Here is a 13701-nt window from a genome sequence, read left to right as displayed (position 1 = left end):
TTAACATCCTTACTTAGGGGTATTGAGTGTTGATTGAGTTGACTGCCAATTTGAACGAATAAGCATTTCTAGCTCATCGACCACATCTTTAATATTTTCTTGAGCGCGCATTAATGACTCACGACTTGCTAAGCTGTCTGATGCTTTTTGATCAAAAATAGTGTTGAAAGACGATGAACTAGCGGTAATCGCGGAGCTGTGATTGATTGGGTAGCTCATTACTTGACGACCAAATGCACTACGAACATCTTTAACGATATCGCGCTGTGAATGATTACCTTTCACATAGTTGGTCACTAAAAATTGCATAAAGTCCCAGCCCTCATGGCCAAGTGCTGCAACTGTATGGTAAATCTCACCTAGTCGTTTTAAATATTTGTTATTAGCATCAAAATCTACAGCTTCCGGATGAACAGGAATAAGCATCGCAGTAGAGGCCATTAATGCATTATAAAACATAAAGTTAAGGGTAGGTGCTGTGTCAATTAAGATAATATCAAACTCGTCTTTAACAGGATCAATTACTTTCTCAAGTAACTTGTGGTAATGGCGAGTTTGCTCATAATTTGAGGTATCTTTGAGCAATGTTGCCGTTTCGTGCTCAAAGTAAAAGTCATCCATACCCGATGGTAATACACGAATATTTGGGATATGCGTTGGTAAAAATGAGTTAGACACAAATTCAGGCCATGTTTCACCCTCGTCTAAATCTATGCAATCACGCATTAAATCACCAACAGTAATCGGGTCGTGCTCACTTGAAGGAAAAAAGCTTGAAGAAGAGCCTTGTGGGTCTAAATCTATAATACCAATGCGATAGCGTTTAATATTTGTAGTTGCAAGCGCTGCCGCTATATTAACCATACTGGTAGTTTTACCGCAGCCGCCTTTGAGAGAATTAATTACAATAACTTGCAGTTTGTCATCACCAGTACGATGATCTGGTTTAATGTCCATTATATCGGCCATAGCAAAAATATTTACTAATGTGTAAGCATAGTGACCGTTAGCACCGCGTTTTATGTTTAAATCATCGAAGTCGCCATTATCATGACGTCTTTTTAAAGTACGATTATTACAACCTAATAAATCAGCAGCTGCTTTTTGTGTATACGTTCTTAATTCTTTTTCTTCTGATTTAAGATGGGCACGGTAGTGCTGAATACGTCCTTCTAATGATTTTTCAGCAACTTCAGCTGTGGCTTTCAAAAGCCGATAGGTACTTAATGCGTTATTGTTGATAGACATACTTTCTTCCTCAAAGTTAGGCAGTTAGTATAATGTCCATTCAAATAGCTGTAAACAACTATTTAAGACGACATGCATTTTAAAAACAAGACATCTAAAAATATTTTTACACCTTTAATATTGCTTAGTATAAATAAAGAAGTTTAAAGGTGGTTAAATATATAAGGTAATAAAGGTTAAGGGTGTAAAATTAGCACATAACATTATGATTTATATGAATAATGTTTAAAAAAGCAGATCAGGTTTATACTTGGTTAAGATCAGATCTTTATCTACCTGCGGATCAGCTTTTTACTAAGGTCTATTTTAAATATAGAGTTATACACAGGTTACGCATGAAGTTATGAACAAAAAGAGCCCTGCAGATCAGTTTTTTACTAAGTAAATTATAAAGTTATACACTAGTCGCAACATAAAAATACGCTTTTAATTAGTATAGATCTGATCTGTACTTGGTACAGATCAGATCTATTCTAACTCGATAAGGCTTTATCCACAGGGGAATATATTTTTTGGTGTATTTGTCGTGCTTAATTTTAAAATTAAGCCATTGTAATGGACAAAATAACAGCTGAGTTAGTAAAAATTAGATTTGTGATAGTCCAGTTAGTATAAATATGATCTGAAATCGTAAGTAATGTACATCACTTAGTATAATAGTGATCCAAACGTTTTATTTAAAGTCAGATCACTTTTATACTAACTTAAACATTTAACTTTTGTTGCTTAATGTGTTGTTATTAGCTGTCGCAATAAAAATGGAAATAAGAACAATGAGCCGAAAGGTCAACATCTCGGTAGATAACTTGCCCGATACACTTAGGGGCCAAATCCACGGGGTGGAAAGTGCAATAGATAACGAAAGTTTAGCACTATTTACAGACAACAAAGACGTGCGAATTTCTATTGAAAATGCAGCACATGGATTACGTGCATATTCAAACACGTTTAATCACTATGATTTGTGGGGACGCTTTGTTCGCTCGGGCTATAAAAAATTGCCACTTGAAGAAGCGCCTAAAAAAACAATTATTACGCGTAAAATATCTGAAAAAGTAGATGGTATTTTGTACGATGGCGAAATAAAAATAACGCCAGCTGTTGTAAGTACACGCAAAGATGGCGAAGATGTTGAATACCTTGTTTGGCCATCAGATAGAGAAGAAAAAGTAGAGCGAGCACTTATTCGTTTAGCTTCTAAAGGCAAAATAGTTAAAATTAATTTTAAATCCGGTATTCAATACGCGGTTGTTTTTTCTATGAACGAATTAGCACAAGAACTCAAAGCGGTAGGGCAGTCAATGCCATATCCTGCAATAAAAGAGTCACTTGAAGCATTGCAAGGTTCTAAACTTTCATTTAAATATTCGGCAACAGATACTAAAAATTCTGATATAGATGATTCGTTTTACGAGTCAAACATGAACTTTTTATCGTCACTGCATTTTAGTGGCAAAAAAGGTCAGGGTGGCAATGTAAAATGCGTCGCCTGTTTAAATGCATTTGTTCATAACATGATTGATAACCTTGAATACAAAGGGTATTACTTTAATAGCGCACAAGAATTAAAACGTGGATTATCGCGTTGGATGATGCTTCGTTTGTATCACCTTTGGCGTTATGCAGCACCAGGTAAAACGTACCATTTTAGATTACTTTCTATTATGGAAAAATACGGATCTATTTATTCAACTGATGATATTACCGAAAATAAATTAAAAGCACTTCGTCGTGATATGACCACCACAATGAAAGATTTGATTGAAAAAGGTGCAATATCAGAATACAGCATTACAAACGTTAAAGATGACAAAACCGGTAACATTATCGATTACACATACGAAATGCACCCGTCTGATCAGTTTTGCGATGAAATACTTACATTGAACAAACACAATAAACGCATTGAAATCCAAGGCGGTAAACGCATTGTTGAAAATGCCGTGCTGATTGATGAAGATAAAATTGAAGAAATAGTAGAAAAATAATAACCGTCATTTTAAATACTGTACGCATAACTAAAAAGGCCACACTATGTGGCCTTTTTAACATAATGACTACCGCTCAACCTGTTCTAAATATAACCTATCAACCAAAAAATCATACTCGCGCTTACGAGGGTGAGTATCTGGTTTTTGATAATCAGGTAATATACCTAATTTTACGTCTGGTTCTGGATTAATCAGAATAAAGGGTAATGCAGCACTCACATGATAGCGATTTTGCGCTGTGTATCTCACATTAACCTGTGGACTCACTCTAGTAGGGCGGCGAATTCTAAGTTTTTCCTTTTCGCCTAAACTAGCAACCCGTAATTGTTCTTGAGCTACAAGTGATTGCCATTTTTGTTGATCTATCATTCTTGGATTTCGATAACTGGCCGATTTGTCGAGCATTTCGAGAGCCATTTTTTTAGTCAGCGTTTTAGTTGCGTGTTTGTGCATCCAAGTAAACCTAACCGAAAATGGCGATTCGCTTTCACTATGAATTTTACGATATGCAGCAAGCGTTATTAAATTTGGTATAGCATTGTGAACTGCTTCAAATCGAGCATCGTTGCTATCAATAGCTAAAATACATTCTTTAAACGTAGTTTTAGCTTTATTTACTTGAGCTATACGATTATTTAAAGCTTGTTTATCTGCATTTTTAATGACGAGCAAACCAGGGTGTCTTTTTAAAACACGACTGCTTAATCCTGATTTTTTATACATGTCTGAAAAAGAGTTTAGGATTGCTTTTTGAGCAGGTACTCCAGTGATTTTAGAAACAAGTATAGATTCTGGAACTTTACTCTCATCGAAACTACTCACATCTGGTAATTGATAATATTCCGCTTTGGAGAATTCACACTCTTTTAGTTCTTCAATCAACCTCAAAGTTAATTCATTCATTAAATCAAACTGACTTCTAATTTGTACCTTAGTTACCATTACACACCTCAAAGAACACATCTTACTAGTTTTATATTATTACATGCACTTTGCTTTGTCTAAATAAATAACAAATAGTACTCGGGGTTTGTAGTACATAGCAATTAAATTAAGTATGATGTGTTCTCTAAGGTGTGAATATATAAATGAAGAAAGATTGAAACTCCTTACTAATTCATATGACATTGGAGTATTTACTTTGTCGTATATAAAAAGGCTAATACGCCAAGTACTAGATTATCTACGTAGTAGGTGATAAAACTAAGTTTAGAAAAATGAGTTAAGCGGATTTATTACTGACTCATATTACACCATGTTGGCAGTACGGTGATCAGGCTAAAGGTTACAATGACTACAAATGCTTTTTGATATCAGTTCCTCTTTAAAGATACTTCTAGCAGGAGGGGCTTTAATCATGATGAATTGTAAATTAGCACTATCACTTTGAAGAGAAAACTTAATGGCCTACCACACCTTTAAGTTGTGGCACTTGTGAATATAGTCCTGCATACGAGTGCTATACAAGACTATGCGTCTAGGATTTAAAGCGCAGATAAATGATTACTGCAAATGCTCATATCATATATTAAGGTCTGCACATAGCACTTGATAGCTATTAATTAATTACCCGCGTAAAGTTAAGATTACAGAAGCCGCCATTTTAGTATGATGTGTTCCCAGTAAAATTACGTATAACATACCCTTATGTACTATTTATTCTCAATGCGTTAAAATTGTAAATAGTTAGCTCTAAACGCATGTATTTAAACACTTTAGTTTCTTCGAAATAAAACTAAAGTGTATGTTATATAACCACCTAGGTTAAGTAAGATTACTTTTATACTTAACTCATAACTAAATAATTGGAAAATAGTGAATTTAGTCCTTGAACATAGGGGCCTGCATACGTTAATTTCTTCTTATCAGGTAATGTAGGAATGAGGAAAAATTATGCAATCGTGGAACCCAAATAGCTGGAGAGAGCTGCCAATACTGCAGCAGCCACAGTACCCGGATCAAGAAATACTTAAATCAGTTGAAGGCCAATTAAAGACGGCTCCGCCTTTGGTTTTTGCTGAAGAAACAAGAAGCTTATTTAAACAACTTGAAGACGTGTGCGAAGGTCGTGCATTTTTACTTCAAGGTGGTGACTGTGCAGAATCATTTAGTGACTTTAATGCTGCTAACATTCGCGATACATTCAAAACAATCTTACAGATGGCTGTTGTATTAACTTACGGCGGTAAATGCCCTGTAGTTAAAATAGCGCGCATGGCTGGTCAATACGCTAAACCTCGTTCAGCAGACTTAGAAACAATTAATGGCGTGTCTTTACCATCTTACCGTGGCGACATTATTAATAATATCGAGTTTACAGAAGAAGCACGTATACCCGATCCACAACGCTTAATGACTGCATACCATCATAGTGCCGCTACGTTAAACTTATTACGTGCTTTTGCACAAGGTGGCCTTGCCGATCTTCACCAGGTAAATCGTTGGAACATGGGCTTTGTTGCTGCAAATCCACTTAAAGAAAAATACCAACAACTTGCTGATAAAATTCAAGACGCACTAGAGTTTATGGAAGTGTGCGGAATTAACTCTACAATTGCGCCAAGCTTAAAAGAAACCGATTTATACACTTCTCACGAAGCGTTACTACTTGGTTACGAAGAGGCGCTTACTCGTCGCGACCACTTATCTGGTGATTGGTACGATTGTTCTGCTCACTTTGTTTGGATTGGTGAACGTACTCGTCAACTAGACCATGCACATATTGAATTTTTTAAAGGCATTAAAAACCCAATTGGTGTTAAAGTTGGCCCAGGTATGGACCCAGATGACCTAATTCGTTTAATTGATGCATTAAACCCAGATAACATTCCTGGTCGTTTAACGCTAATTACGCGTATGGGTGCAGATATACTTCCTGAAAAACTTCCAGCACTAGTAAGAAGAGTTCAACAAGAAGGCCGTAAAGTAATTTGGAGCTCAGATCCAATGCACGGTAACACTGAAAAAGCGACATCAGGTTACAAAACACGTAACTTCGACAATATTATGCGCGAGATTAGTCAATTCTTCGCTGTACACAAAGCTGAAGGTTCATACGCAGGTGGTGTTCACCTAGAAATGACAGGCCAGCACGTTACAGAGTGTACTGGCGGTGCTTACGGTTTATCTGACGATGACCTAGCACAGCGTTACAAAACGCAGTGTGATCCACGCCTTAATGCCGACCAAGTATTAGAGTTAGGCTTTTTAGTAGCTGATTTACTAAAAGACGCACGTAAATAATATTTATTGATACTAAAAAAACCGCTTAGTTGCGGTTTTTTTGTTTTTAATTTTATTAGTAAGTTAGTACTTACGTCGCTCCAAGTCTGTTTCTATCAATATTTTTGCAGATATTTCTTCAACAGAATGATGCGTAGAATTAAAGTAAGCAATTTTATGACGCTTATACAACATTTCCACTTCGCGAACCTCAATACGACACTGTTTAATTGAAGCATACTTAGAGTTCGCCATACGTCGATGCCTAATAGCCGCAAGTCTCTCAGGGTCAATCGTCAGTCCAAATAACTTATGTTTGTAAGGGACTAAACATTTAGGCAAACCTTCATTATCTAAATCTTCTTCTGTAATAGGGTAGTTAGCCGCTTTGATGCCGTACTGCAGTGCTAAGTATAAGCTTGTGGGTGTTTTACCACTTCTGCTAACACCAATTAAAATGATGTCTGCTTCAGAAAAGTTTTTAATATTTCCGCCATCATCATTCATAAGTGCATAGTTAACCGCATCAATTCTAAAATCATAACTTTTTTCGTGGATAGAATGCGTACGATGCATTTTAGGAACTGGGGCTACATTGAGTTCTTTTTCTATTTTTTCGCTATATGTAGTTAAAAAGTCATACGTGACTGCATCAGCCGATTTTATAATTTCACTTAAATTGTGGTTAACAAAAGTAAAAAAAACAAATGGCTTTTCGCCTGTTTTTGCAGCGGTTGCATTAATTAATGCTTTAATTTCGTGCGCTTTCTCTTCAGTTTCTACAAATGGAATTGTTTTATGATTAAAATCGATAGGAAACAACGACAAAGTCGCATGCCCAAATACCTCTGAAGTAATAGCGGTTCCATCTGATATATAAAAAGCAGTTCTCATAATTAACCTTTTTATTGCGTTTAAATCCCTAAAATGGGTTTCTCACGGTTTACGTGAGGACTATTGCCAGTGTAGAATGATGATGACCTTTATAAAAGGTTTTCTTTCTTAACTCTCACAGTTAGACCTACAATTTGTTTTTTTTGGAGAAAGATCCGTGCAAGAATACGTTCTCTGGTATCAAGAGCTTGGTATGCAAGATGTTCCTCGAGTTGGCGGTAAAAACGCTTCACTTGGTGAAATGATTTCAAACCTAGCAAACGCTGGTGTACAAGTACCGGGTGGTTTCGCAACTACCGCAGATGCTTTTAATGAGTTTTTAGATCAATCAGGACTCACAGCAAAAATTCACAACATTCTAGATACACTCGATGTTGATGATGTAAATACACTCGCTAAAGTCGGTGCCGACATCCGCCAATGGATAATCGACACACCATTCCAACCAAACCTAGATCAAGCCATTCGCGACGCATATAGCCAACTCCATGGCGATACTGCAGCAGATGTATCATTCGCAGTACGTTCATCAGCTACCGCTGAAGATATGCCAGATGCATCATTCGCAGGGCAACAAGAAACTTTCCTTAACGTTGTTGGTATCGATTCAGTCATGGTCGCTATTAAACACGTATTTGCTTCATTATTTAACGACCGTGCAATCTCATATCGAGTTCACCAAGGTTACGATCACCGTGGTGTGGCCCTATCAGCGGGTATTCAGCGCATGGTACGTTCAGATAAGTCAGCATCTGGCGTAATGTTTAGCATTGATACAGAGTCTGGTTTTGAAGACGTTGTATTTATTACATCAAGCTACGGCTTAGGTGAAATGGTTGTACAGGGCGCAGTTAACCCTGATGAGTTTTATGTTCATAAACCAACACTCCTTAAAAATAAACCTTCAGTAGTACGTCGTAACATTGGTTCTAAAGCCATTCAAATGATTTACTCAGAAGATAAAGCACACGGTAAGCAAGTAGACATCGTTGATGTTGCCCCTGAGCTTTCAAATAAATTTTCGATTACAGATGAAGAAGTGCAAGAACTTGCCAAGCAAGCTGTAATCATCGAAAAACATTACGGTCGTCCTATGGACATCGAATGGGCAAAAGACGGTAACGACGGCAAACTATATATAGTTCAAGCACGTCCAGAAACTGTTCGCTCAAACGAAGACTCTAACGTAATGGAACGCTTTCAATTAAATGGTACAAGCAACGTTATTGTTGAAGGCCGTGCAATTGGTCATAAAATTGGTAGCGGTGTTGTTCGTGTTCTTGATTCAATTAAAGAAATGGATCAGGTACAAGTAGGCGACATTTTAGTAACCGATATGACCGACCCTGATTGGGAACCAATCATGAAACGTGCTGCAGCGATTGTTACAAATCGTGGTGGACGTACGTGTCACGCGGCAATAATTGCACGCGAACTTGGTATTCCAGCAGTTGTAGGGTGTGGTAACGCAACTGATTTAATTAAAGCGGGACAAGAAGTCACTGTATCGTGCGCCGAAGGCGATACCGGCTTTATTTACGAAGGTATTTTAGATTTTGAAATACTAACGTCACGCGTTGATAAAATGCCAGAACTTCCAATGAAAGTTATGATGAACGTGGGTAACCCCGATCGTGCATTTGACTTTGCACGCTTACCGCATGCAGGTGTTGGCCTTGCGCGAGTTGAATTTATTATCAACCGTATGATTGGCGTTCATCCTAAAGCGTTATTAAATTTTGATGCTCAAACAGATGCATTAAAAGCAGAAATTACTGACATGATTGCCGGTTACGAATCACCAGTAGAATTTTACATAACAAAACTGGTTGAAGGTATTTCTACTCTAGGGTGTGCATTTGCACCAGAGCGTGTAATTGTTCGTATGTCTGATTTTAAATCAAACGAATACGCAAACCTAGTTGGTGGCCAGCAATACGAGCCAGAAGAAGAAAACCCAATGATTGGTTTTCGTGGTGCCGCACGTTATATCTCTGAAGACTTCCGCGATTGTTTTGCACTAGAGTGTGAAGCAATAAAACGTGTAAGAAACGACATGGATATGGCGAATATTGAAATCATGATCCCATTCGTACGTACCCTTGAAGAAGGCAAACGCGTAATTGAACTACTAGAAGAGCATGGCCTTAAACGTGGCGAAAATGGTCTTAAAGTAATCATGATGTGTGAGCTACCTTCAAATGCATTACTTGCAGATGAATTTTTAGAAATGTTTGATGGTTTTTCTATCGGCTCTAACGATTTAACACAGTTAACGCTTGGTCTTGACCGTGATTCTGGTTTAATCGCACATTTATTTGATGAGCGTGACCCTGCAATTAAAAAGCTACTTTCTATGGCAATTAAAACAGCTAAAGCAAAAGGAAAGTACGTAGGTATTTGTGGCCAAGGTCCTTCAGATCACGAAGACTTTGCTGCATGGTTAGTAGAGCAGGGTATTGACTCTGTTTCACTAAATCCAGATACAGTAATAGAAACATGGTTATACCTAGCTAAAAAATTAGCAAAGTAATAAATATGTAAACTATAAATAGGTAAGCTATAAAAATGCCAGCAATAAATTGCTGGCATTTTTTTATACTCAATTAAAAGTAAATTAACGGGCTAATTTTTTATCTAAATAGGCACATGATTTAGTTAACGCCTTTTGACAAAATGATAAGTAATGTCGCGCTTTAGGATAGTAAAACGAAAAACACAATAAACCCGCCATAAAAAATATAAGTGAAGGCTAAGGGCGTGTTGATCTTTGTGGATTGAAATTTGTTCAATCTAGGGGCGATTTAATCGCGGCGCGAGGTTTGTAACCTAGTGGGCTAAGTAAAAACCGAGCAAAGCTTCCGCGTCCTGCTCACGCCCCTTACCTACATCCATGTAGGCAACAAAGAGTTAATCGTCCCTAGAAAGAACCCATTGGGCAGCGCATGTTTGGTATTTATGCTGCGTTATCCGCCTATTTATGGGGAGCAACCACACTACATAGGCTCTGCCTTGCCTAAAAACCAAACATACTGCTGCAAATTCAACAACCAAAGGTCAACACGCCTTAGCTACAATCGCAAAAAATAATCCTAGCAAAATAAATAACACGCCACTGATCTGTAATAGTAATTTTTTCATATAACACACCTCATTACTTGTTAGTATGAGTATAATTTAAGCTGCATTAAAATCGACTAAAAGAGTGTTACAAACTGTAAAATCTTCAATTTCTATTCGCCATCACCATGATATAATTAGTCAAATGCCCTAAAATATCGCCGTCATGATAGCAACAATTACACAGCAAGATGCCGCGACAGAACTTGTCGCAAACTACCTAGATACCATTGCAAACCAAGGTTTTAGTGGAGATACCGACGCAAGTTATGCAACGCGTATTACCGCTTCAACCGATAACAGTGTGTATCAGCAAATACCGCAAGGTGTTATTTTTCCAAAAAGTGAAAAAGATATTCAGCTCGCATTGCAAACAGCATCTCGCGACCCGTTTTTATCATTAACTTTTGGTCCTCGTGGCGGTGGAACAGGCACTAACGGACAATCGTTAACACCTGGTATTGTTGTAGATTTGTCTCGCTATATGCGCGAAATCCTCGAAATAAATGTAGAAGAAGGCTGGGTACGCGTTCAAACCGGCGTAATAAAAGATCAACTTAATGACTTTTTAAAGCCTTATGGTTTTTTCTTCTCACCCGATTTATCTACCAGTAACAGGGCAACTATTGGTGGCATGATAAGTACTGACGCATCGGGGCAAGGCTCGTTAGTTTACGGTAAAACGAGCGATCATGTTTTAGGGCTAACAACTTATTTAGTTGATGGCACACCTATGTGTACCTCCCCAATAGACATCGACAAAGCACAAATTATAGCTAATCAAGACTCACTAATTGGTAGTTTATATAAAACAGTTTTAGATATATCAGTTAATGAACGCGCTGCTATTTTAGCTAAGTTTCCACGGTTAAATCGTTTTTTAACCGGCTACGACCTAGAGCATGTACTAAGTGATGACTTACTTACCTTTGACATGAGCCGACTAATAACGGGTTCAGAAGGCTCATTAGGCATAGTAACTGAAGCTAAATTAAACCTAACGCCTATTGCCGAATTTAAAACGCTTATTAATATTAAGTACGATAGTTTTGACTCAGCACTTCGCCATTCACCATTTTTAGTCGATGCACGCGCAACATCGGTAGAAACCGTTGATAGCAAAGTTTTAAACTTAGCGCGTGAAGATATCATTTGGAATTTAGTATCGGACTTAATAACTGACGTACCAAATAAAGATATGCAAGGCCTTAACATGGTCGAGTTTAATGCAGTATCAAACGATGATATAAAAGACAAAGTAGACACGCTTTGTAAGCTTCTAGACGAATGCGTAATAAATCAAACTAATGGCGTTATTGGTTATCAGTTAACCAGTGATAAAAGCGATATACTAAAAATTTACGCAATGCGTAAAAAGTCAGTGGGTTTATTAGGTAATGTAAAAGGCAGCCAAAAACCTCTCGCCTTTGCAGAAGACACCGCTGTACCGCCTGAAAATTTAGCAGATTATATTGTCGAATTTAGAGCATTACTCGACAGTCATAATTTACAGTATGGTATGTTTGGCCATGTTGATGCGGGCGTTTTACACGTACGCCCAGCACTTGATATGTGTGACCCAGAACAAGAAAAACTACTTAGAACTATTTCAGATCAGGTCGTAAAACTAACCGCTAAGTACGGCGGTTTAATGTGGGGCGAGCACGGTAAAGGTTACCGTAGTGAATATAGCCCTGAGTTTTTTGGTGAGCATTTATATACGCAACTTCGAAAAATAAAAACAGCTTTCGATCCTAACAATCGCATTAACCCCGGTAAAATATGTACTCCTATCGATAGTGAAGACTCACTAGTTAGTGTAGATGGACAAAAGAGATCGCACTTCGATAAGCAAATATCAATAGAAGTTAAAACCAGTTTTAACAATGCAATGACCTGTAATGGTAATGGCATATGCTTTAATTACGATGAAAATTCACCTATGTGTCCATCGTATAAAGTAACTGGCGATCGCCGTAATTCACCAAAAGGACGCGCAAGTTTAATGCGCGAATGGCTTCGTCTACAAGAGTCAAAAAATGTAGATTTACTCGAAGTAGAAAAGCAACTTAACAAAGGTGAAGTCATTACCTGGTGGGAACGTTTTGTTCATAGCCGCGAAAAACGAAAAGGTATTTACGACTTTTCTCACGAAGTAAAAGCGTCAATGGATGAGTGTTTAGCATGTAAGGCATGTACAACAGCATGTCCAATTAAAGTAGATGTACCCACTTTTCGTTCGCGCTTTTTAAATTATTATCATAGTTATTATGCACGCCCGCTAAAAGATTACCTTGTTGGTAACATAGAAAACAGCGCGCCATTAATGGCAAAGTTCGCTAAAGTCATAAATCCAATTGTTAAAACATCATTAGTTAGTAATGTTATTAAAAAAACGGTTGGCTATGTTGATACACCACAGTTAAGTATTCCTGCACTTTCAAAGCGTGTTACTAAAACACAAAAATTCGATTTTGATTTACTAAATAAATTAAATGCAGAGCAACAAAGTGAATATGTATTAATAGTACAAGACCCATTTACGAGCTTTTACGAAGCGGAATTAGTAGAAAGTTTTATTACTTTAATAACCCAACTTGGCAAAAAACCAATGCTATTACCTTTTAAACCAAATGGTAAACCGCAACACGTAAAAGGTTTTTTACATGAATTTAAAGTTACAGCTAAAAATGCAGCCGAGTTTTTAAATAAATTAAATGATATTAATGCACCGTTAGTCGGTTTAGACGCGTCACTCGTTATGTGTTACCGCGATGAATATAATACAATTTTAGAAAATAACCGTGGTGAATTTAATGTGCAACTTGCCCATGAATGGCTCGAAACACAATCGTTTAAATCACTAAGCGCAAAACAAAATACAGATACCGAATTTACATTACTGAGTCATTGTACTGAAACAACTGCGCTGCCAAAAGCAGCAAATGTATGGCAAACAATTTTCAATGATATTGGTTTAACATTAAAAACAACAAATACAGGTTGTTGTGGAATGGCGGGAACTTATGGCCACGAAGCACAAAATCAAGATAACTCACGTGCGCTTTACGAAATGAGCTGGAAACCAATTGTAGATAAAAATAAACCTGAGCAACTTTTATCTACGGGATTTTCTTGTCGTAGCCAAGTTAAACGTTTTGAACAATTTAAACCAAAACACCCAATTGAATTACTAGCACAGGTTCTTAAATAACTTTATAAAATA

General features: G+C 37.3%; 7 protein-coding genes. 4 read left to right on the top strand and 3 right to left on the bottom strand.

Translation table 11 applies throughout. The features are described from left to right. Positions 1 to 9: 9 nt before the first annotated feature. Positions 10 to 1248, bottom strand: a complete 1239-nt coding sequence (locus tag I6F45_RS05695; protein ID WP_007583176.1) for an AAA family ATPase — start codon at positions 1246 to 1248, stop codon at positions 10 to 12. 773 nt (positions 1249 to 2021) lie between these two features. Between I6F45_RS05695 and I6F45_RS05690 the strand changes: the two genes are divergently transcribed. Beyond that, entirely contained in the window at positions 2022 to 3236 is a 1215-nt protein-coding gene (locus I6F45_RS05690) for a hypothetical protein (RefSeq protein WP_024591590.1), read from the top strand. A 69-nt stretch (positions 3237 to 3305) separates the two neighbouring features. On the opposite strand, the gene I6F45_RS05685 is transcribed toward I6F45_RS05690, so the two are convergent. After that, entirely contained in the window at positions 3306 to 4181 is an 876-nt protein-coding gene (locus I6F45_RS05685) for a DNA replication terminus site-binding protein (protein WP_197159922.1), read from the bottom strand. Between the two features lie 951 nt (positions 4182 to 5132). Between I6F45_RS05685 and I6F45_RS05680 the strand changes: the two genes are divergently transcribed. Further along, positions 5133 to 6482, top strand: a complete 1350-nt coding sequence (locus tag I6F45_RS05680; protein ID WP_165727946.1) for a class II 3-deoxy-7-phosphoheptulonate synthase — start codon at positions 5133 to 5135, stop codon at positions 6480 to 6482. Between the two features lie 63 nt (positions 6483 to 6545). On the opposite strand, the gene ppsR is transcribed toward I6F45_RS05680, so the two are convergent. Continuing rightward, on the bottom strand, positions 6546 to 7355 hold the full coding sequence (ppsR, locus tag I6F45_RS05675; RefSeq protein WP_007583184.1) for a posphoenolpyruvate synthetase regulatory kinase/phosphorylase PpsR: 810 nt from the start codon (positions 7353 to 7355) through the stop codon (positions 6546 to 6548). 157 nt (positions 7356 to 7512) lie between these two features. Here ppsR and ppsA point away from each other — a divergent pair, with 157 nt between their 5' ends. Beyond that, positions 7513 to 9888, top strand: a complete 2376-nt coding sequence (ppsA, locus tag I6F45_RS05670) for a phosphoenolpyruvate synthase (protein ID WP_197159921.1) — start codon at positions 7513 to 7515, stop codon at positions 9886 to 9888. 753 nt (positions 9889 to 10641) lie between these two features. Further along, positions 10642 to 13689 (top strand): D-2-hydroxyglutarate dehydrogenase YdiJ, encoded by a 3048-nt coding sequence (ydiJ, locus tag I6F45_RS05665; RefSeq protein ID WP_197159920.1) that lies wholly within the window; start codon positions 10642 to 10644, stop codon positions 13687 to 13689. Positions 13690 to 13701: the final 12 nt, after the last annotated feature.

It is taken from the genome of Pseudoalteromonas sp. SWYJZ19, assembly GCF_015864375.1.
GTDB classification, from domain to species: domain Bacteria; phylum Pseudomonadota; class Gammaproteobacteria; order Enterobacterales; family Alteromonadaceae; genus Pseudoalteromonas; species Pseudoalteromonas arctica.
Note: the sequence above shows the minus strand (reverse complement) of the source record. Positions and strands in the feature narration are given on the sequence as shown.